Here is a 21,166-nt window from a genome sequence, read left to right as displayed (position 1 = left end):
TCGCCGCGCATCGAGCTGCGCCATCGGTCTGCATAGCTCACCATCTACACAGGCTTTGCCGCGAGGTCTTGGATGATGGTGTCGATCGCGATGCCTTCGTTGCGATAGTATGTGCTTTTGGTAGGCGCGTTGGGCTCGGTGAGCCAGCCTCCGCTGTGATGCAGCGCAATCAGGTTCCAGTCGGTGTCGAAGACCGGCGAGCCCGACGAACCCGGCAGTGTGTCGGTGAGATACTGGACGCGGCCGCCGCCGACGAAGGCTACGACATTGGCGACGAACGAAATCTGTTTCTGCGCACCGCCGGGATGCTGGATGATGTTGACATGATCGCCGGCCTTGACGGTCATGGGTTTCAATTCCAACTCGCCCCATTTGGAGGCATCGCCCTTGATGCGGACGGCGGACCAATCATTGTCCTTGGAGGTACGAAGAGGCACGGCGGTGTCGATGTCGAACTGATCGAGCGGCGCGTCGAGCCCGGCAACGGTGCGCTGATAGTTGAACTGGACCACCGTGCCGGCCAATGAGGCATCGTCAGGCAACACATGGTTGTTGGTGATCAGGATCCCGCCGGTGGTCATGAAGCCGGTGCCGGAGCTGCCATCCGCACGCTTGATGCGCACCACCGATCTTGCCCTGACAAGGCCGAGTTCGAGATAGCTGATCGGCACCAGCGTGCTCTTGTCGCCGAGTATCTTTTCGAGCTGGCCTGGTACGCCGCTCCACTTGGCAGTGGCGGGCCCTTCGACCGGTGGTGGCGGGGCATGCTGCTTTGCCTGCAGCAATGCCTCGTCGCCGGGATTCTCATCAAGCGCAAAGGCGACGAGGTCATCGGCCTTGGTTTCCTGTTTTGCGCGCTGGACAATCGCAAACCAGTTGTTGATAGCCTTGTTGTCAAAGGCGATTTGCGACGTGGCCAACCCAACCCCTTTGGCGACACGCACGCCATCGCCGATCATCGGATAGAGATTGGCGAGGATCCGGTTGAGGCTGGTCAGCTCCGTTTGCGTCCACTGGGTCATTGGACGCTCCCCTAGCCGTTCTTCTTCCGCTTGCGTGATCCCGCCCGCATGGCAATTTCGGTGCCGCGAACCGTTTCGTACTGGTCGGCATCGACCAGCGACTGGTCGAAGCTGACGCCGGTCATTTCGGAGATTTCGGTCAGCGGGTACATGGCGCCGATGAACTCGTCGGAGACGGCAAACTCAAGCTGCGTGTCCGACAGATCCTGTTCGAGCACGAAGCCGTAGCTGGCGATGCCGTCACTGACGCGGGCGACCACCACCTTCCAGAAGCGGCGCGGCACTAGCGCGCGAAGACTGGTGCCTTTGGGACCCTTGCCGGCAAAGGTCCGGTCGTCTTCGGCGAGGACCGGCCCGGCGAAGACGCAAAGCCGCTCGCTCGCCGCCTCCGACAGGACGTGGTTCTCAAGATCGCCCCAGTTCTTCTCGCCGCTGTCGGAGCGGTTGTAGCCTTCGACCTGGGGCGAGCAGTTGGTGACATGGAAGGAGCAGACATTGCCCCTGAGCAGCAGCTCGAAGGTGCTGCCCCAGGCCACGTCATCGCGCCTGACGATATGGCCCTTGTCGAAGGCGCCCTGATCCTGGGTGTAGAAGACATCGGGGATCTGATACTTGTCGTCGAGCCGCAGATCCGGGAACCAGCGCTCGCTGAACAGGCCGCCACGCGAATAGTTGCGGCCCTTTTCCGGCTCGCGCAGATTGCTCTCCTCGGTGACGTTGGAGGCGGTGAACAGCGCCAGCCGCCGCTTGGCGTGCATCTTGAGCGAAAAATTCTGGTAGTCGAGTTGCGTGCCGCCGGCCTTGAGCGGCGCCAGCACGGAGAGGTCGGTGGCCTCAGGCATCGGCACAACGACCGGCGCGAGTTTAGTGCCGCCAGAGAGAAATTTCTCGTCGTAGCCCTTATAGCCGGCATAGTCCGCGACCGTTTTGGGAACGAATGCGCCGCCTGGAGGGGTCGACTTGGCCGCTTCGAGCTCGACCGTTTCCGTGACCGCTTCATGGGCAGGCGTTGCGCCGAGCGAGACGGTGATGCGCAACGGCACTTCGAAGGTGACGCTGCCGCCCGGCGAAACGACGACGCCTCCGGATGGAGGCGTCTGGGTGGCGACGCCCGGGATCTGCTGGACGCCGCCGACTTCAACCAGGTTTACGCCCTCGGCCGGCGACCCGCTGTCCGCCTTGTTCCACCATGCGCCCCAATCGTTTGGGCCGCCGCTGGCGGCGCCGGCGAAATTGAGGCCGAGGTCGACGACACGCTGGTCCTTGGCCAGCGCGCCGGTCGGCACGGCGTAGTTACGCTCGAGATAGCGGCCGGCGAAATGCAGCGCCACGACCTCGCCGGTGGCGAGGTTGATCATGGCGGTACCGGAGTTGCCGCCAGTGGTCGAGCAATCATGTGTCGCCGCGCTGACGATCTTGCCGAAACTCTCCGTATCGAAGCCGCCCTGCAGCATGCCCGGTTGCAGGCGCTTGACCTGGAAACGATTGCGCATGAGCTCGTTCTGGACATCGACCGCGTTGCGATTGTCGAACGCGGGATAGCCGATGGCGACGACTTCCTGGCGCAGCATATCGCGCGCGTCGGCGACCGCGAGCGACAGCGGCGTGATGTTGTCGGGCAGGCCTTCGACTTCGAGGATCGCCATGTCCCAATAGGGATGGATCATCCGGACATTGCGGATCTTGAAGACGTTTCCCGCCGCCGAATCGCGCTTGAAGTCGATGCCGGCGGCGCGGCCGTTGATGAATTGCAGATTGCAGTCGCCAAGGCCGTCCGCAAATATCTGCGCCACATGACGATTGGTCATCAACAGGTTGCGGCCGACGACGAAGCCCGTGCCGCCGTAAGGGATATTGGTGTTCCACAACAGTTCGATACGCCCGATCGCCGGCAGGGCGGCTTCGATGCGCTGCTTCAATGCGGCCTCGCTGGTAAGCTTCGTCCACAGCGAATGGCCAGGTGTCGGAGCGCCGTCGAAAGTCAGCGTCGTAAAGGTGCCATCCTTGATGTCATAGACCGGCCGCAACTCCGGGATGATTATGGCTTCCAGATCGGAAAGCTGCTCGGGCGCGACTTCGGCGCCCCGCGCGAGGCTCTCCATGCCAGCGCGCGCCGATTCAAACGCCGCCTCCGTCTTGCCGGCTTCCGCAGGCGCAAGGGATTCCAGAGCGCCGCCTGCCATCGTCTCCACGTTGCCGAGGACCGATTCAGTCCCCTCGCCCCCGGTGACGAGATCGAGATATTGACGGATTCGCTGCTCTCTGCTGACCGGCATAGTCGCCCCCAAAGGTTCTGTCGAAGTAAATAACTGTATTGCCCCATTTTAGACTGGTGCATTTCTGATTGGCAGGCAAGGAAACAAATCAACTCGCGTCGAAGATGACCGGAGTGCAACGTCGGCATGTCTTTGCCGCAGTCGCTCGCGCGATGTATGACGCTCGCATTATTTCAGCGATGCCGTATGTGATCTCCGTCACAGACGCTCACGCTGTTTGCGCCCACCTATCGCAACGGGTGGAAGGGCCATTGCGGCCGCTCGGTTTTACAGAAATTTTATCACCTATCCATTTTTATCAGTTGGCGCCTGCACGCGCGGCTCCTCTCGCCGCGCGTGCAGGCGGCTTTCCGCCCGGCACGAGCCAGGCACTGGGCGCGACCACTGCGCCAAGCCTTTACAAGGCGTAATCGCAAGGGATGAACGCCGGCCTTTGACGCGGTGCACTCTTGCCTTAGACTTCGGCCCTTAAACTTCGCCGATTGCGGCAATTGGGAATTTGGAACATGGCTTTTGGCGGCCCAAACGACAGAAACGATCTGCCGCGCCTGGCACGCATCGATCCAAAGCTGTTCGATATCCTGTTCAGCGGCTGCAAGGTCGAGCGCTACGCCGCCGGCCAGCATCTGTTCGTCCAGGAAGATGCCGCCGACCGGATCTACGGGGTGATGAGCGGCACGGTGGAAATCTCGATCTATTCGCCTGGCGGGCAGAAGCTGGTGGCCAATATCGAGCTGTCGCGCAGCCTCGTCGGCGAGATCGGCGCGCTTGACGGGCGGCCACGCACCGCCACCGCCATCTGCCTGACCGCTTGCGAGCTGGTTTCGCTCAGCAGGACACAACTCTTTGATCGCATTGAGAGAAATCCACCGCTGGCACGCGCGATGATCGAACTTCTGTGCGCCCGGCTGCGCTGGGTCAGCGGCGAACTCGGCGACCAGGCCTTCTTCGGCATCGAGGCGAGGCTCGCCAAACGCCTGGTCTTCCTGGCCAAGGTGATGGCCGACAGCGCCGGCTGGATTCCGATCTCGCAATCGGAACTCGGAGAGTTCCTCGGCGCCACGCGCGAGTCCGTCAACAAGACGCTCAACGACTGGCGCAACCGCTCGTTCATTGCCATCAAACGCGGCGGCCTGCGCATCACCGACACCGGGGCGCTGCGCCATATCGCCGAATCGCAGGACGACGACTGACGCCGAATCAGAGCCGCGAAATCAGATATCGCAACGCCGAGCGGCTGGGCATGAAGAAATACCCACCCCCCTTGGTGGTGACGAATTGCGGCATGTCACGGAGCGTCGTGACCTTTTCCCATGACGGAATGGTGAACCTGCCATCGCCGCCGCGCGAACCAATCGTCGGGTCCTTTTCAGCGACGAGGCCCTGGAACGTGGCCGACGAAACCCAGGTCTGCTGAATGAATTCGTACTGGCGCTCTATGTCGGCGTTGAGGCACATGAACAGGAGCCCCTTTTCGACCTTGCCATTCTTGCCGTCCTGCTTCTGATAGGTGCGGCCGACCCGCAGGATACGATGGCGCTTGCCGATATTGATCTGCGTATCGCGGTCCTCACCCAGCGAGTCGCGTGGGTTGGAACGGCGAATGTGGGCACCAAGCGGGCAGCGATGGCCTTGCGGATCCTCGGCGCCAGCGGCGAAGTTGTTGTCGATGACGCGTCCCGGATGATCCGGGTTGCGCACCAGCGAGCTACCGTTCTGCCAGCGGCCGAGCATCTTGGCGGCAATCCAGTCTTGCGTGATGGCTTGGTTGCCGAGTTGGCTCGCGACCAAGGCTGCAGCCTTTTTGCAGTAGTTGTTGAAGACGTCGACGTGCTGCTCGAACTGGCGAATAACCAGGAATGAACCGTTGCGCCCGAAATCGCGCGGCGGTGGCGGCAGGCCCGGAATCAGCCGGCTACGGCGCACCTGCGAAAGGATTCCGGTCCGATCGCGTGATGCGCTTACCGAGGGCGAGGCTGGATAGAACCCATGCTCATCACGATAGCCGAACAGAAACTCGCCGGGCGCGACCAGATGCATGGGCGCGGCGCCCCTGCTGGCGCGGGTCGTGCCCCGGACAATCGGCTGCGAAATCCCGTCCGCGAAACCGAAATGCTCGTAGGCTGGCCCACGTTCCGACCGATCGTCACGCTTTGCCCCGTCGGACGATTTCGTCTTCGTGTCGGTCGGACCCCGGTTTACGGCGAGCGGCAGTTCGGCGACGACCTTCATGCCTGCACCGGTCGTCTTTCGTCTCACTGTGGCAATCTCGGTCTTCAACCGTCCCGGGTCTTCGGCATAGCAGACGATGACCAGGTCCACAGGGTTCTCCAACGACCCCCACTCCCATTCGTCCGGGCCGTCGCGGCCTCGGTCGTCCAGTATGCGCCCACGCTCGGGATTGCCCATGCCATGGCGAAAGGCGATCGGAAATGTTTCCAGTGGATCGCCCTCCACACCCTCGTCGAGCCCAAACTGCCGCAGGCCACCGGGACCAAAGGCGACTATCATAGCGCGCCCGGCGGGCCTGCCTTCGCCGAAACTCGTCTGCTCGACAACGAAATCGAGCCAGGCTCTGCGCTTGGGCGCCGGCAACTTGTCCGGCACCCGGATCGCAAGCATATGCGAATAAGCGAGCGGGCCGAGCGGGCCGAAGAAGATGGACTGGATCTCGCCGGTTTCCAGCTGCTGTTCGAGAGGCGCCGGAAAGGCAGAGCTGATATTGGCCAGCAGCGAAGTGGTCTTTTGAACGGTGGTTGTTTCGCTCGCCGGGCGCCGTAGCGAACCGAACAAGCTCAGCCAGTCGCGCGCCTCATTGCCGACGGCGGAAGCAATGCCGCGCCTGACCCGGGAATTGATCCGGATGCGCTCTGTGTTGATTTGGGGATAGGCGGAGTACCAGAACAGGGTCGGCACCTGCTGGCGCCGCGCCCAGCGCTTGAAACGATCGCCGTCGCGCGCGCCGTCCAGGAACAGCCATCGTGTGCGTGGATAGCCCACGGTGTTGCTCCACACGCCGGTCAGGCCAGCGGACGCCTTGGCGATGAAGTCCTCAAGATAGCTTTCCCAGCTGCCGCCGTAGTTGGAGAAGAACATCAATCGGGTGGAGCCGGGCAGCAATATCCAGCGGGCGAAATGGATGGTGTTGATGGTGTTGAGGAACCCTGGCTTGAACACCTTCTGGGCAGCTATCGAGATCAGGTAGAAGGAAAACCTGAGCGCCAGCCGCCGCAGGATGCCGGCCTTCATCGTCGAAATCGCAGTCAGATGGTTTTGTGCCGCGCGGCCCTCCTTGACGAGTATCGCGTTCAATTCAGATATGCCGATCGATGTGCTTTCCGGCCGATCCCTGTCCTCGCGGCGTCGCAGCGCCAGCAAGCACGAAAACGCCAGCAGCGCCGCTGCCACCAACACTCCAAGTCCCGACAACAGAAGTGAGGTGATTGCTACGGCTATGGCGGTGAAGGAGATTTCCTGGGAACTGATGTCGATAGATCTGCCGAACACCACACCGTAGGTCATGTACCAGCAAGCAGCCCAGATGATCGCCACCGTGACGAAGACCGGTGGTACCAGCAACGTCGTCATCAGGGCACGGCCCCAATGACCCGGCGGCTTTTCCAGCAGGCTCTCGGCCGGCTCGAACGCCCAGGCAAACGTCCCTAATGACTGGACATGCTGGCGAACTTCAGCGAGCACGGCAGGAGCGTTGCCGGCGCCTTTGCGTGGCCGCTCGACGATGTCGCGCACGGCTTCGAAAAGCTGCTGCTCGGCCTTGATACGCTGGACCGAGTGCCCCGGCGTGCCCGAAAACACCAGTCCGGCATTGCTGCCGAAGGACGGCGATATGTCGACATTGTGCTTGCGCAGGAAATCGTTCAATGCGCCGCCATCGCGCAGATCGCAGACATCCTTGAAGATCGGCCGCAGCCGGTGCCCGATGGCGTGCGTGACCGCATCGATGACATCGTCGATGCTGCCGTCACCGGAAATCTCGAGAACCAGAGCTCCTTTTTCCTGACCGGAATCAGCGCCGATCTCGCCGGTGCCGACCACGGTCAGGCTGGTGAAGTGGACGGTGCCGGCAATGTCGAGCGCGGTGCGGATATCTTCGACGGCCGGGTTGCCGAGGCTGGCAACCTCGTCGCGGACAGCATCCAGCGACGCGGATCGGGTGACCGGGCAGACCACCGTCACCATAGACTGCGTTACGGTGCGGCAGAGTTCTGCCCGTTCGAAATCGACCTTGAGGGTTTCGGGATAGGCGCCGATGCGGGTCATCCGCCCGGCCTTGCCGGGCATGCGGCGCACGCCCTGCTTCTGGAACAGGGCGCGCAGGCTTTCGCCGATCTGGTTCCTGGCGATCTCGGCGCCGATGCACTGATGAATGCCGTGGCCGAACACCATGTAGTCGCGATGCGGGCGCGATGTGTCGAACTGGTCCGGGTTCTGCACGGCGTCGGCATCGAACATCGCCGACAGCGTCGCCGGCATCACCACCGTGCCGGCCTTCACCAGGCGCTCGCGGCGCGTACCCTTGCCGATGATCGCGTCGCGCGCCGTGTAGCGCCAGGGGCCGACCCAGATCGGCTTGAAGCGCATGGCTTCAAGGACGGCCCTGTCGAGCTTGGCGGTATCGTTTTCGGCCAATGCGGCATCGATAGCCTGCCGTGCGTCCGGCCGCGACAGGATCACGTCGAGGCAATTTCCGGCGGCCAGCACATTGGTCGGGACGAAGCCGGCGATCATGCCCAGCATGATCGAATTGAGGTCGTCCCGCGACAGGCGGCCCTGATCCATCTGGACAACCAGCCTCGCCAGCGGTTGCTCGGCCTTCAAGCCCCGGTCCCTGGCCGACTGGATGGAGCGATCGATGACTTTGAGAAGACGGTTGCCCGCCACCACTGCGAGTTCGCGCATGACGGGGCTCGCCGTCGGGTCCGAAAAGAACAGCGCACTCAGCGCGATCGCCCAGTCGGCGAATTCGGATTCATCGTCGATCTCGACGCCGAAATAATCTCGACAGATGTGCACCGGGACGATCTTCATCAACTTGGAGATCGCATCGAAGCCGGGGCTAGCGCGCGTCATGATCTCTTGCGAATGACGCGCCGCGATCGGCCTGACGGCGGCTTCGACCTCGGCCGGCGGGAATGCACTCAGCACCGACGATTTCATGCGCCGGTAGTCGGCGCCGTCCTGCATGCCGAGGATGAAGTTGGATCCCCGGGCAAGCTCGGTCATTTCCGGGCCGTATGGGGTCTGGAATTCGTCGCCGCGCTCCAATATGTCGCGGACATCGGCGTTCTTGGTGACCACGAGAACACCGAAGAGCTTGCCGGTCGGCCGGAAACGCCGCAACAAGGAAAGCGCCCAGCGGGGGTCTTCGGCCAGAGACCCGACGATGCGCGCAATCAGCCCTGTCTTCCGGATCCGGCCGAGATCGAAGGGCGGCATTTCCGACAGCGGGCGCTGGTTTTTCTGGGCCGCGCGAATAGCGTCGAAATACTTCAGTTCGGTCATGCGCGTTCAAGCCCCCCGGCTATCCACGTTATTGCGATGCCGGCCGTTCAACGCCTAGGTTTGCATCGGTTGCACGTATGTGAATCTTTTCACAGTTGGTCCATGTTCCAGCCAGCATTGACGCCATGTTCATTTGGCCAGTCGGAAATTGGCGACGAGGAACTCGTTCGCGGCCTTGTCGGTGAAAGGTATCCAGCGCACACGCTGTTCTGAAAAATCGGGATGCCGGGTGGCGAAAATGGCCATCTCGCGCCGCGCCTGTTCCGGCCGGCCGCTTCGCATCAGCGCGCCGATCTTCAGGAACCTGGAATAAAAATAGCCGGGAGACAGGTTGAGCGAGCGATCGGCAGCAGCGATCGCCGCCGGCCAGTTCTCGACCAAACAGTAGGCCGCCGTCAGTTCCCCCAGATTGTGGAAGCGGTAGAGGTCGAACGGGCTCAATCGCTCGGTATCGAGAAAGAACGGTATCGCGGTGGCGGCATTGCCGAGCAGCAGCTGGGCGCTGCCCATGGCCGAGCGCGCGAAGGCAAAGCTCGGATTGATGTGGACCGCTTCCTCGAGATGGTCGACGGCCGACCGCGGTTCGCCGCGCATGATGTCGACGGCGCCGAGATGGGCGTGCGGGCGCGCATCCAGGCTGTCCACCAGCAACGCCTTGCGGGCAAACTGCTCGACCTTGTTCAAATCGTCGCTGTCGCCGAAACGCAGCCATGCCCGCCAGAAATACCACCACGCCAGTTCGTTGAGCACGGCGCTCGAATTGGCGTCTTCGCGGTAGGCCTTCTGGAAGAACTCGAGTGCGGTTTCGGTGTCGCCGCGGGTGCGCCGGTTCATGTGCCAGCGGCCGCGTCGCACCAGTTGCCAGGTCTCCAGGCTTTCCCAGGGAACCTGGAAGGTGCGTGCCTGTTCCGCCCGGTCGACCTCCTTGTCGAGGATCGAAACGATCTCAGCGCCGATCTGGTCGCGCAGGTTGAAGATGTCGACCAGATCGCGATCGAAGCGCTGCGACCACACCAGCCGCCCGTTGGACGCGTCGGCCAGCGAGGTGTTGAGGCGGATTTGGCCACCATTGCGCATCAGCGTGCCGCTGACGATGTAGCGCGCGCCGAGCGCGTTGCCGATCACCCGCGTGCCCAGCGTGTCGTCGCGGAACTGGAAGCTGGAGCCCTTGGCGATGACCGAGAGCCATCTGGTGTTGGAAAGACCATAGATGATGTCCTCGGCGATGCCGTCGGCCATGTAGCCGATGTCATGCTCGCCGCCATCGGCGTGGAAGGGCAGGACGGCGATCGCCGGCGGCCCCTTGGACGACAGCTTCTGCTGCGCATTGGCCTGGGGAATGGCGGCGAACGACGCCGCCGGCGAGGATCCGTTGCCACTGCGGCCGGCGATCAGAACGCGCACCGGCAAGGCGATGTTCTTCAGCATGAATTCGCCGAGATCGGTGAATTCGGCCGCCGTCTTGTCCTTCACATGGTGCCAGGTCGTCTCCGAAACGGCGAGACCGTCGCCCGGCGCGAATTCCTGGATTCTCGCGGCGATGTTGACGTCGTCGCCGTAGAGGCGTCCACCACGCACGATGACGTCGCCGGTGTTGATGCCGGCCCGAAACGGCATGCGCATGTCGTCGGCAACCTCGGCGTTGAGGGCGACGATGCGGCCCTGGAAATCAAAGGCCGCGCGCAACGCCTCGATCGGATTGCCGAACTCGGCCATGATGCTGTCGCCGGCGTCGCCGAACGTGCGGCCGCCAAATGTGCCACAGCTGTCGGCGATGATGTCGCGCCGTTCCTCGAATGCCGCGACAGCAGACTCGTCGTCGATGCCCATCAGCCGGGAGAACCCGACGGCATCGATAGAAATGATTGTCGCCAGCTGACGGGTGTAGTTCCGTACAGCCATGTTCGAGCCCCCGCTCCCTTTCTGGTTCTGGTCCAGCACAGGCGACGACCCGTTCCTGAAACACTTCGCCGCGCGCTGAGAGATGAAGATTCCGGCGGGGTTGGCGCGCCATGCCACCCCGCCAGGACCAGAAGTCTAGCAGGGTCTTGGGCAAAGCTCTACCACCATCGGGTTGTCCAGCGCGGGCCGTGGCAGCACTCATGGTTGGCCGGCGGTTGGCGCAAATATTGGCGTGCCGTCGCTCTGAGCGCGGCGATCTAGGGCTTCACGGAAGCTGCGCGATGTCAGCTCTCGGAACAAACTGTGCTGCCTGCGAGTTTCCGGTGCGGTTCATACCAACGTGAAATGAGGGTAATCATGCGAAATCTTGTTCTGGCGACCGGTGTCGTCGTTCTTCTGGCCGGCTCGACGGCCTTTGCCGCGGATGACAGCCCACTGCCGCCGACGAATGCCCAGAAACTGTCGGCAATCATCGCCAAGGTCGAGCAGCGCGACGGCTTTCGCTATGTTAAGGAGGTCGACTGGGACAAGGACGGCTACACCGTCACCTATTACACCGCCGACAAGGCGAAAGTCGAAATCACCTTCGATCCCGTGACCGCCGAACCGAAATAGCGCCGATACCGCACCGCTTCGGCAATTCCGTCCGCCACGTTTTTTGCCTACGATGGTGGCAGTTGTCGGACAACGGGGCGACCATGCTTTCTTCCAATCGAATTGCCAACTCGCTTGCGCTTGTCGTCGCACTGGCTGGCGCGGCGGTCTGCCTTGGTCCAGCGCGTGCCGACGGGCCGTCCTTCGATTGCCGCAAAGCCAGCCTGCCGGTGGAAAAGGCGATCTGTGCCGACCCGCAACTGTCGGCAATTGATGCCTTGGTGGCCGAGGCCTTTACGGGTTTCGAGCCAGCCTTTGGCGGCGACAAGCGCAAGATCGCCCGTGCGCTCATCGACGACAGGAACGCCTGTGGGCAGGATGCCGCCTGCATCGTCAGCGCCCAGAACAACGCGCTGCAGACCTACGGCAATGCGCCGTCCTGGGTGCAGGATTACAACATCGCCCTGATCGGCAAGAAGGCGCTCGACACCGCGGCCCGCCATCCGGGCAGCCCCGACCAGCCCCTGCCCTCGTCGATCGGCCAATGCGCCTTGACCCACATCACCGCGCTGACGACGCGGCTCGGCGACGACCCGCTGGAAACGGCCGGCCCTGAAGCCGGCAGCCTGGCGCGGTTCAGCAATGGCGGCGCCGGGGTTTCCTACGAGCGGGAGCCTGGCCTTGCCAGTTCGAAAGCCGGCGATCCTGTCGTCATGTGCCTGATATCGATCCCGAGGGATTGTCCGCAGGGCGACGAGCGCGGGCGGGTCTATTACGGCGTCGACCTCACGATAAAAGGCACATGGGTTTTGCCGGATTCGCAACATCTATGCGGCGGCGCCTGAAGATTTGCCGCAAAGCACTGCTGGATGCACTCTTGCGCCGATCCGCCTTTGATGGCTGAGTGCGCGTAACAGTTGCAGGGCACGGGGGTGCATGGCCATGGTTAAGCATGTTTTGAAGCGCATCCTGATGATGCTTGCCGGCTATTTCGTTTCGGTGCTGATCGGATTGTTCGCGGTCGTGGCGATATATTGCGCACTCGCCGTATTGCCCAACGCGCCGGACTATTTCGGCGCCATGCAATTTTCGCCCATTGTCGTGCTGCTTTGGCCGCCGCTCGGCATGGTCGTCTATTTCCTGACGATCGTGCTGACCGGCCTGCAGACGCTGATCTTCGCGCTGCTCGCCGAATTCTTTGCCCTGCGCAATTTCCTGGTGCACATGCTGTTTGGCGCCGCTGCCGCTGCAGCCGGCTTTTTCCTGGTCTGGCCGGCCGCGGAAGAGGATGCCGGACGCTGGGCCGATATCGGCATCATCGCCGCCGCCGGCCTCGTAGCCGGTCTGGTCTATTGGCTGATCGCGGGCCGCGACGCCGGCTTCCGGCGTCCGCTCATCCAGCGCTGATCGCAGGAAACGGGCGACCGTCCATCGGCCAAAAATCTAATAAAACCAGAGAGACAAAGTGAGTTCCTCGTTCGTTGAACGAGGAACTCCGCTGGTTCAGCTCGTCGGCGAGCGCACCGCTTCAGTCGCTTCCAGCGCCTGCATCAGCCGCGTGTCGCGGTCGTAGACGTCGTTGAAATATTCGACTTTGCCGGACAGATCCGGCCAGGCAGTGAAGTAGGAGACATAGACGGGAATCGTGCGTGTCACGTCTTCGCTGGCATGGCCGTGCTTGAGCTTTTCGGCGATGTCGTCGACCGAGACGCCGAGCACCGCCGCCGCCATCCCACGTGGATCCTGAAGGCGAATACAGCCATGGCTGAGCGCCCGCATATCGCGCTGGAAGAAGGATTTTTGCGGCGTGTCGTGCATGTAGATGGCGTGCTTGTTGGGGAACAGGATCTTCAGTTCGCCCAGCGCATTGGCTTCGCTCGGCTGCTGGCGCACGCTGTAGGGAATGTTGGCGCCGTAGGCGCCCCAATTGACCGAGGAAGAGGGAACCCGCCTGCCGCGCGAATCGGTCACCTCGTAGCCGGCACGGTCGAGATAGCCCGGATCGCCACGCAGCCTTGGCAGCATCTCGTTGACGATGATCGACTGCGGCACGCCCCAATAGGGATGGAAATCGACCTGCTTGATCTCCTTGAAGAAGAAGGCGGTCTGGTTGGTGGTCCGGCCGATGACGACGCGGGTCTTCAGCTTCTCCTCGCCATTGTCGATATAGCTGGCGGTGAAGGCGGGCTGGTTGATAAAGACCCGCGGGCTGCCGAGATCGGACGGCATCCAGCGCAATTCTTCCAGCGCGACCTGCACCTTCTGCAGCCTGTCTGCCTTGGATGCGCCGGCGAGCGAGGCGACGGTGCGCGGGCCGATGACCCCATCGCCCTTCATGCCGGCCTTCACCTGCACGGCCTTGATGATCGGAACCAGTTCGGGAACATAGACATCGCTGGTGCCGAGACGAGACAGGATCTCGCCATAGGCGCCGCCCATCTCGTCGTCGAGATTGCGCGCGATCAGCGTCAGCAGCTTCGGCAGTTCGGCGCTGGTCTCGCCGGGCTTCAGCAACAGCTTGGGATCGACGACGATTTCGTTTTCGGCGCTCGCCTGCAGCGATTCAAGTTCGACGCGCAGCGCCTGATATTCCGCGTTCTGCGGGTGCCGCGATTCGAGGTAGGTGCGCACTTCCTGGGTGTGGGCCAGCGTCTTGAGCGCGCCTTCCATGTCGACCGGCTTCGGCGGAAATTCATAGTAGCCGGTGATGCGATTGGGATCGACGCGCCCGCTCTGGGCGTCACGGGCATAGCGCAGCACGCGCGCCGACAGCGCCATCTCGAAGCGCACGAGTTCCTTCAGATGGGCATCGGCATCGACTGCCGATGCGTTGGCTGCCGGCACCTCGACCGTGTAGTCGGCCGACGTGAGACCATAGCTTGCGGCCTCGCCAAGCACCCTCACCGCGTCCTGGGCGCGGGCATTGGGATTGCCATCATTCACCCAGATGAAATCAGGATTGGCAGAGTAATAGGCAATCAGTGCCTTGGCGATATCGGGCTCGGCATAGAGTTCATAGTCGCTGAGGCCTGCAACGGCTTCACGGAAGGCAGTGCTGGTTGCCGACGGCACAAAGGCGGCGTCTTCAGCTGTTGCCACCTGGGGAGGTGCTGCCACCAATGCGGCAAAGTCGACGCGCACCAGCCGGTCGGCCTTGTAGGTGTAGTAGGACGGACTGCTGATTCTGGTGCCGCCACCGCCCGATACGGCGGGCTTCGGCTTGCGCTTTGGCGGCGGCGGGAATTCGCCTTGCGGCCTGTGCTTGACGCCACCGCCGAACAGCATGTCGAACAGGCCTTGCGCGCTTGCCTGCGGCACACCGAAGGCCAGTGCTGCCGCCACTGCAAGCGGCATCACGGTGGCTTTATTTCCGAGGAATTTCATTAATCACCCGCTCCGGCTGCAAGCCGGCTCCCGTTCCGCGCCGCTAGACGATCTTGCCAACCGCATGGCGGATGTAAGGCGCTACTATACCGATTCATACCGATTTCGTTAAGCTTCCATAAATTTCCGCAGGCCTGTTGCAGAACGGTTTCACAACATCGTGACGTCTAGAGCGGCGTTGCCGCTCCAGACCGGTCAAAGCGGCTGCTGCTTCAGGCGTTGGCGCCACCGTCGATGGTGAGCGCGGCGCCGGTGACGAAGCGCCCTTCCGGACCGGCGAGCCAGGCAACCATGCCGGCGATCTCGTCAGCCTTGCCGAAGCGGGGCGTCGCCATCTTCCGCCGCTGGTGTTCGGCATGCGGGCCTTGGGCCGGGTTCATGTCGGTGTCGGTCGAACCGGGATGAACGACGTTGGCGGTGATGCCGCGCGGACCGAGGTCTCGCGCCAGCGCCTTGGTCAGGCCGACCAGCGCAGCCTTGCTTGTCGAATAGGCGCTGAGGCTGGTGTCGGTGACGCGCTCGGCCAGATTGCTGCCGATCGAAATGATGCGGCCGCCCTCGCCCATGTGAGCCGCTGCCGCCTTCGAGGCCACGAACGGCGCTCTCAGATTGACCTCAATGGTCTCGTCAAAGTCGGCCAGCGACATCTGTTCGATGGGCGCCGCGCGCCAGATGCCGGCGCTGTTGACCAGGATGTCGAGCCGGCCGAAGGCATTCACCGCCTCGGTGACCGAATTTTCGATGGCGGCAGCGTCGCGATTGTCGGCTTGGATGGCGATCGCGCGACCACCTGCCGCTATAATCTCGGCGACGACAGCTTGGGCCGGCGCCGCACTGTTGACATAGGTGATGGCGACGTCGGCGCCATCGGCCGCGAGCCGCTTGGCAATCGCAGCACCAATGCCGCGGCTGCCGCCGGTGACGAGTGCTGCCTTGCCGTTCAATCCGTTCGCTGACATGTCATGCTCCTTTATATAACGATCGATACATAAATCTGGCAACCTTGCCTCGCGACGTCAAGTGAATTATGTATCGGTCAACACAGAAAAGATCGTCATGCCGGAAAGAGGCCGTCCCCGCACCTTCGATCGAACCGCCGCCTTGCGGCAGGCGATGGAGCTGTTCTGGGCCAAAGGCTATGAGGGCACCTCGATCGCCGACCTGACCGCGGCGATGGGGATCAGCTCGCCCAGCCTCTATGCCGCCTTCGGCAGCAAGGAGGCGCTGTTTCTGGAAGCGACCGAGTATTACACCCGCAACGAAGGCACCGAGATCTGGAGCGCGCTGGACGAAGCGCCGACGGCATGCCAGGCGATCGAGAATTTCCTGCGCCAGACGGCAAAAGCGTACTCTCAGGACGACCGCCCGCAGGGCTGTCTCATCGCGCTGGGCGCACTGCACCAGGATTCAAGCAGCGGCGCGATCTGCGATGATTTGCGCCGCCGCCGCGCCGAAAACCACACCCTCTTGCTGAGACGGCTGGAACGCGGTGTGGCGGAAGGCGAATTGCCGGCGGGCTTCGACAGCAACGCGGCGGCGACCTTCTATGCGACGGTCCAGCACGGCATGTCGATCCAGGCCCGCGACGGCGCCTCGTGCGACGCGCTGATGGCCACAGTGGCCGGAGCGATGGCGGCGTGGCAGGGGCTGGTCGGAACAGCGTGACAAAGCGCGGAGCTTGTGCTGGAAATCCAGTCGGCGGCGAAATGCGCCGGGAGGGATCATCCGTGAAAAAAGGGTATCGCGAGTTGCTCGACGAGGCCAATGCCGAGATCGAGGTGGTCTCGCCCGAGGAAGCGGCCGGGCTGCTCGACGACGAGGACACCATCTTCGTCGACCTGCGCGATCCACGCGAGATCGAGCGGGACGGCCAGATCCCCGGCGCCAAACATGTCACTCGCGGCATGCTGGAATTCTGGATCGATCCCGAAAGCCCCTACCACAAGCCGTTCTTTGCCTCGGGCAAGAGCTTCGTCTTCTTTTGCGCCGGCGGCTGGCGCTCGGCGCTGGCCACCAAGACGGCGCAGGATATGGGGCTGTCGCCGGTCAAGCACATCCTTGGCGGCTATACCGCCTGGAAGGCGGCCGGATTGCCCGTCGAGCCGGGCGGCAAGAAGAAGGGCTAGCTCACCGCTCCGGCGTTGTCGGTGTCGGACAATACACCGATTGAATCAATGCAGTATCGGCTCGCGCTCGTTTTTGACAAAGGTCACAGCGCGTTCGATGACACCTTTGTCGGCGAGAATGCGACGGTGGCCGAGCCCATCGGCCCAGTGCAGCCGCACATGGCTGCCGGCGCCGGCGTAGCGCCTGGCATGGTCGGCCGGAACTTCGCGGTCGTCCGGCGCGTGGATGACCAGAGTCGGCACCGGCGCTTCGGCCAGCTGGCGATCGCCGGTGAATTCGTGCAGCGGCCGGCCCGACAACCTTTTCACCTGATCGGCCATGGAAACTTGCGAACGCGGGCCGACGTTGAGCATGCGGCTGAAGTCGGCGAAGATCGCCGGCAGGGAACTTGGCGCGGCCACCAGCACCAGCCGCTCGGTCGCCACTGGGTGGATACCCCTGATCGAACCGGCAATGGCATTGGCGGCGACGGCGCCACCGAAGGAATGGCCGACGATCGCCTTGAACGGACCGAACCATTCGCTGGCGACCCTGACCGCCTCGACCGCATTGACCATATTGAGATGACGGCCCAGCGACTGGCCATGGCCCGGCAGGTCGAGCGAGGCGACCCGGTAGCCCGCATCGCGAAAGCCTTCGATCAGCGCCCGCATATATTCCGTGCGCGAACGCCAGCCATGGACCACCAGCACCGTGCCGGCGGACGCCCTGCCCGGCTCGGGCCGGAATTCGTGCACCATGACGCAGCCGGCCTTGGTCGTCAGCCGATGATGGCGCGCCTCGGCCATGAAGCCGGCGGCGCGGTCGACCGCACGCCGCTCGCCGTCGCTGAGCGCCTTCACGCTCGGCGTGCGGCAGAACAGTTCGAAGGCCGCGCGCCCGCTCAGACGCGGCGCCACAAGCTCGGCCGCGCCGAACACGCCCCGGATGACCTTCAGTCCAAATGATGCCATAGTGGCGATCCATCCATTCCGTTCAAGCATGAACATAATAGTTCAAACATGAACATTAAACAAGAGCTGCCCTGGGACAACCCGCGCTTTCGCAACTGGGTCGCGGTGGCGCGCGCCTGCCATGTGCTGGAGCGTGCGCTGGCGGTAAAGCTGGCGCCGCTGGATCTCAAGCCGGCGCAGCTCGACGTGCTGATGAACCTCTATCGCCATCCCGGCATGTCGCAGCACGATCTCGCCCGCAAGCTGCTGGTCGGCCGCTCCAACATCACCATGCTGTTGCCGCAGCTCGAGGCGCGCGGCCTGCTGCGCCGCGAAGGCGATGAGAAGGACAAGCGCGTGCTGCGGCTGACGCTTACCGAGGCCGGCACGGAGCTTTTGATGAAGGCGCTGAAGGTGCATATGGCGCTGATCGAAAAGGCGATGAGCCAGTCGACAGCGGAACAGTGCGATATGATCGGCGAACAGATGCGCAAGATCTATGACGTGCTGAAGGATACCTGAGCCGTTCGATCCACGCGCCTCCCACCTCACCACATCGTCTTCTTCGCCCGCTCCGGCCATTCCTTGTCGTAAGTACCGGCATCGATATTCTTGCGGCTGGTGACTTCCAGGATTGTTCCGGGTGTCGGCAGCGATTTCGGGTCGACGTGCTTTGCCGGGTTCCACAGCTCCGAGCGAACGATGGCGCGGGCGCACTGGAAATAGACCGAATCGACATCGACCACGGTGACCGAGCGCGCCGGCTTGCCTTCGACGGCGAAGGAGGCGCAAAGCGCGGCGTCGGTGGTGATGCGGGCGCGGCCGTTGACGCGCAGCGTCGTGCCCGAACCCGGCACAAGAAACAGCAGCGCGACGCGAGGATCGCGGATGATGTTCTTAAGCGAATCGGCGCGGTTGTTGCCGCGCCTGTCCGGCATCATCAGCGTTTTCGGGTCATGCATGCGCACAAAGCCGGCGAGATCGCCGCGCGGCGAACAGTCCAGCCCTTCCGGCCCGCTCGTCGCCAGGGCGACAAAAGGCGAGGCTTCGATGAAGGCGGCATATTCGGGAATGACGTGGTCGAGTTCCTTGACCGTCGACGCTTCGCCGGGCAGGCCGTAGAGGGCTTCGAGCTGTTCGACCGTGGTGATGTCAGACATTTTCCCGTCTCCGAACCGTTGCCAGCGTTACCCCCAGTCAATGACGTTTTGCCGACAGTGCCGAACTAGCGGTCGCGGCTCAGTCCCTTCTCCTGGAGCTCGGCGAGATAGGCATTCCAGCGCGCGTCCTTTTCGTGGCCAAGCGTGTGCAGGTAATTCCAGGTGAAGATGCCGGTGTCGTGGAAATCGTCGAAGGTGATGCGCACGGCGTAGTTGCCGACCGGCTCGATCTTCAGGATAGCAACGTTACGCTTGCCGGGAACCGTCACCCGCTGGTCCGGCGAATGGCCCTGCACCTCGGCCGAGGGTGAAGCGACGCGCAGCAGTTCGGCCGGCAGTTCGAACGGCCGATGATCGGGAAAGGTGACGGACAGCAGTTTTCTGTCCTTCGAGACCCTGAGTTCCTTCGGCGCCGTCATTGTTCTGCATCCCGTCAATCCGCCCTTCCCTACGCTGCTTCGCGCGAGCGGAAAAGGCCATTTGGACCCGGCCGACACCGGATGTCGGCCAGGGAATGTCACCAAAGATCGAGAGCGGCTATCTTGAATGGCGGGTTGGATCGTATCACATAGCCGTATATAACGGCGCCACTCGCAGCCACGGGAATGCTTGAACGCATGGACATGATCGATCCCTTCGGTCGCACGATCAGCTACTTGCGCGTGTCGGTCACCGACCGCTGCGATTTCCGCTGCACCTATTGCATGGCCGAGGACATGGCGTTCCTGCCCAAGAAGGACCTGCTGTCACTCGAGGAACTCGACCGGCTCTGCACCGTCTTCATCGAAAAGGGCGTGCGCAAACTGCGCCTCACCGGCGGCGAGCCGCTGGTGCGCAAGAACATCATGCATCTGGTGCGCCAGTTGTCGCGGCACTTGAAGAGCGGCGCGCTGGAAGAGTTGACGCTGACCACCAATGGCTCGCAGCTGTCGCGCTTTGCCGCTGAGCTTGCCGATTGCGGTGTCGAGCGCATCAATGTCTCGCTCGACACGCTCGATGCCGACAAGTTCCACGCCATCACCCGCTGGGGCCATCTCGGCAAGGTCATGCAAGGCATCGATGCCGCGCAGGCGGCGGGGCTGAAGGTGAAGCTCAACGCCGTTGCGCTGAAGGACTTCAACGACGCCGAACTGCCGGAGATGATGCGCTGGGCACATGGCCGCGGCATGGACTTGACCGTCATCGAAACCATGCCGATGGGCGAGATCGACGCCGACCGGACCGACCAGTATCTGCCGCTATCGCTGCTGCGCGCTTCGCTCGAGCGCCAGTTCACGCTGAGCGACATCCCCTACAAGACCGGCGGTCCGGCCCGCTACGTCCATGTCGCAGAGACCGGCGGCAGGCTGGGCTTCATCACGCCGATGACGCATAATTTCTGCGAAAGCTGCAACCGCGTGCGGCTGACCTGCACCGGCACGCTCTATATGTGCCTGGGTCAGGAGGATGCCGCCGACCTGCGCGCGCCGTTGCGTGCCTCGGAAGGCAACGAGCTGGTCGCTGCTGCCATCGACGAAGCGATCGGCCGCAAGCCGAAAGGCCATGATTTCATCATCGACCGCCGCACCAGCCGCCCGTCGGTGTCGAGACATATGAGCGTCACCGGCGGCTGATTTTCTCCGCGATTGGTGCAGAATGCTTCCGTTGGAAGCGAGGGGGATTTCCATGCAGCGTGTTTGCCAAACCGGGCTGTCAGCGCTGGTCGTGGCCCTATCATTGGCGACCACAGTGGCGCTCGCAAAGCCGTTCACCTACATCAATGCGCGCTATGGCACGGTGTGCACGTTCCCGAGCCAGATTTTCAGCAAGCCGATGCCTGAGTCCCTCAATGGCGACGGTCGAAAATGGGCTAGCCCCGATGGTGCGAGCTTGTCCTGTTACGGCGGATACAAGCTGACGGAAGATACGCCCGACAATCTGGTTGAAAAGGAAAAAGCCGACCCTGACTCTGGGGAAAAGGTCACTTACAGCAAAACCGGTAAGAACTGGGCAGTGGTCTCAGGCACCAAAGGCGACAAGATCTTCTATACCCGAATCGTCTTCGAAAAAGAGGATGCAATCCATACAGTCTGGATCGAATATCCCGCCTCGCTCAAGGCCAAGTACGACCCACTGGTCGGCGCTATCGGCGACAGCCTGCATGGGGCTGAGCAACACTGGGAATAAATCGCTCTCGACGCTGCAAACCCGATTTACCGCCATCGCGTTCCGCCCTAAATTTCGGCCTATAGCGGCTCGTCGCTCGG

The 21,166-nt window shown here is 62.8% G+C and carries 19 protein-coding genes; 10 read left to right on the top strand and 9 right to left on the bottom strand.

Translation table 11 applies throughout. The annotated features are described in order from the left end of the window. Window positions 1–44: 44 nt before the first annotated feature. Window positions 45–1,022, bottom strand: a complete 978-nt coding sequence (locus NKJ77_RS08105; protein WP_023832170.1) for a trypsin-like peptidase domain-containing protein — start codon at window positions 1,020–1,022, stop codon at window positions 45–47. An 11-nt stretch (window positions 1,023–1,033) separates the two neighbouring features. Beyond that, window positions 1,034–3,298 (bottom strand): DNA/RNA non-specific endonuclease, encoded by a 2,265-nt coding sequence (locus tag NKJ77_RS08100; protein ID WP_352534801.1) that lies wholly within the window; start codon window positions 3,296–3,298, stop codon window positions 1,034–1,036. Window positions 3,299–3,366: 68 nt separating this feature from the next. On the opposite strand from NKJ77_RS08100, the gene NKJ77_RS08095 reads away from it, so the two are divergent. Both NKJ77_RS08095 and NKJ77_RS08090 read left to right on the top strand, forming a co-directional pair. Next, complete coding sequence (locus NKJ77_RS08095; RefSeq protein ID WP_156936196.1) at window positions 3,367–3,708, top strand: hypothetical protein; 342 nt, start codon at window positions 3,367–3,369, stop codon at window positions 3,706–3,708. A 96-nt stretch (window positions 3,709–3,804) separates the two neighbouring features. Then, window positions 3,805–4,491: a Crp/Fnr family transcriptional regulator gene (locus NKJ77_RS08090; protein WP_023668987.1), complete on the top strand. Its 687-nt coding sequence runs from the start codon at window positions 3,805–3,807 to the stop codon at window positions 4,489–4,491. A gap of 7 nt (window positions 4,492–4,498) precedes the next feature. On the opposite strand, the gene NKJ77_RS08085 is transcribed toward NKJ77_RS08090, so the two are convergent. Both NKJ77_RS08085 and NKJ77_RS08080 read right to left on the bottom strand, forming a co-directional pair. After that, window positions 4,499–8,821, bottom strand: a complete 4,323-nt coding sequence (locus tag NKJ77_RS08085; protein WP_352534799.1) for a cytochrome P450 — start codon at window positions 8,819–8,821, stop codon at window positions 4,499–4,501. Window positions 8,822–8,950: 129 nt separating this feature from the next. Further along, complete coding sequence (locus NKJ77_RS08080; RefSeq protein WP_352534797.1) at window positions 8,951–10,723, bottom strand: adenylate/guanylate cyclase domain-containing protein; 1,773 nt, start codon at window positions 10,721–10,723, stop codon at window positions 8,951–8,953. A gap of 357 nt (window positions 10,724–11,080) precedes the next feature. On the opposite strand from NKJ77_RS08080, the gene NKJ77_RS08075 reads away from it, so the two are divergent. From NKJ77_RS08075 to NKJ77_RS08065, 3 genes are all read left to right on the top strand, one after another. Further along, entirely contained in the window at window positions 11,081–11,338 is a 258-nt protein-coding gene (locus NKJ77_RS08075) for a PepSY domain-containing protein (protein WP_023668990.1), read from the top strand. A gap of 83 nt (window positions 11,339–11,421) precedes the next feature. Next, window positions 11,422–12,162, top strand: a complete 741-nt coding sequence (locus NKJ77_RS08070; protein WP_352534795.1) for a lysozyme inhibitor LprI family protein — start codon at window positions 11,422–11,424, stop codon at window positions 12,160–12,162. A gap of 91 nt (window positions 12,163–12,253) precedes the next feature. Next, window positions 12,254–12,724 carry a hypothetical protein gene (locus NKJ77_RS08065; RefSeq protein ID WP_023668992.1) on the top strand — a complete coding sequence of 157 codons (471 nt, stop codon included), beginning with the start codon at window positions 12,254–12,256 and terminating at the stop codon, window positions 12,722–12,724. 96 nt (window positions 12,725–12,820) lie between these two features. On the opposite strand, the gene NKJ77_RS08060 is transcribed toward NKJ77_RS08065, so the two are convergent. Both NKJ77_RS08060 and NKJ77_RS08055 read right to left on the bottom strand, forming a co-directional pair. Next, window positions 12,821–14,701, bottom strand: coding sequence for a L,D-transpeptidase family protein (locus NKJ77_RS08060; RefSeq protein WP_352512081.1), 1,881 nt, complete (start codon window positions 14,699–14,701; stop codon window positions 12,821–12,823). 212 nt (window positions 14,702–14,913) lie between these two features. Beyond that, window positions 14,914–15,660, bottom strand: a complete 747-nt coding sequence (locus NKJ77_RS08055) for a 3-oxoacyl-ACP reductase family protein (protein WP_023734707.1) — start codon at window positions 15,658–15,660, stop codon at window positions 14,914–14,916. Window positions 15,661–15,757: 97 nt separating this feature from the next. Here NKJ77_RS08055 and NKJ77_RS08050 point away from each other — a divergent pair, with 97 nt between their 5' ends. Beyond that, window positions 15,758–16,366 (top strand): TetR/AcrR family transcriptional regulator, encoded by a 609-nt coding sequence (locus NKJ77_RS08050; RefSeq protein WP_023668995.1) that lies wholly within the window; start codon window positions 15,758–15,760, stop codon window positions 16,364–16,366. A 62-nt stretch (window positions 16,367–16,428) separates the two neighbouring features. Then, window positions 16,429–16,827, top strand: a complete 399-nt coding sequence (locus NKJ77_RS08045) for a rhodanese-like domain-containing protein (RefSeq protein WP_023682502.1) — start codon at window positions 16,429–16,431, stop codon at window positions 16,825–16,827. Between the two features lie 45 nt (window positions 16,828–16,872). On the opposite strand, the gene NKJ77_RS08040 is transcribed toward NKJ77_RS08045, so the two are convergent. After that, window positions 16,873–17,781 (bottom strand): alpha/beta hydrolase, encoded by a 909-nt coding sequence (locus NKJ77_RS08040; RefSeq protein WP_023832164.1) that lies wholly within the window; start codon window positions 17,779–17,781, stop codon window positions 16,873–16,875. Between the two features lie 48 nt (window positions 17,782–17,829). Between NKJ77_RS08040 and NKJ77_RS08035 the strand changes: the two genes are divergently transcribed. Then, window positions 17,830–18,282, top strand: coding sequence for a MarR family winged helix-turn-helix transcriptional regulator (locus NKJ77_RS08035; RefSeq protein WP_023668997.1), 453 nt, complete (start codon window positions 17,830–17,832; stop codon window positions 18,280–18,282). A gap of 26 nt (window positions 18,283–18,308) precedes the next feature. On the opposite strand, the gene NKJ77_RS08030 is transcribed toward NKJ77_RS08035, so the two are convergent. Both NKJ77_RS08030 and NKJ77_RS08025 read right to left on the bottom strand, forming a co-directional pair. Beyond that, a complete protein-coding gene (locus NKJ77_RS08030) occupies window positions 18,309–18,920 on the bottom strand; it encodes a pyridoxamine 5'-phosphate oxidase family protein (protein ID WP_023820733.1) in 612 nt (203 codons plus the stop codon). Window positions 18,921–18,985: 65 nt separating this feature from the next. Next, window positions 18,986–19,339: a gamma-butyrobetaine hydroxylase family protein gene (locus tag NKJ77_RS08025; RefSeq protein ID WP_023668999.1), complete on the bottom strand. Its 354-nt coding sequence runs from the start codon at window positions 19,337–19,339 to the stop codon at window positions 18,986–18,988. A 198-nt stretch (window positions 19,340–19,537) separates the two neighbouring features. Between NKJ77_RS08025 and moaA the strand changes: the two genes are divergently transcribed. Further along, window positions 19,538–20,533, top strand: coding sequence for a GTP 3',8-cyclase MoaA (gene moaA / locus NKJ77_RS08020; RefSeq protein WP_031195678.1), 996 nt, complete (start codon window positions 19,538–19,540; stop codon window positions 20,531–20,533). Between the two features lie 52 nt (window positions 20,534–20,585). Continuing rightward, on the top strand, window positions 20,586–21,086 hold the full coding sequence (locus tag NKJ77_RS08015) for a hypothetical protein (RefSeq protein WP_023832162.1): 501 nt from the start codon (window positions 20,586–20,588) through the stop codon (window positions 21,084–21,086). Window positions 21,087–21,166 lie beyond the last annotated feature (80 nt).

It is taken from the genome of Mesorhizobium sp. M0052 (genome assembly GCF_040323255.1).
Taxonomy (GTDB): Bacteria; Pseudomonadota; Alphaproteobacteria; order Rhizobiales; family Rhizobiaceae; genus Mesorhizobium.
The sequence above is the reverse complement of the archived record's forward strand: the minus strand, read 5'-3'. Positions and strand labels throughout refer to the sequence as shown.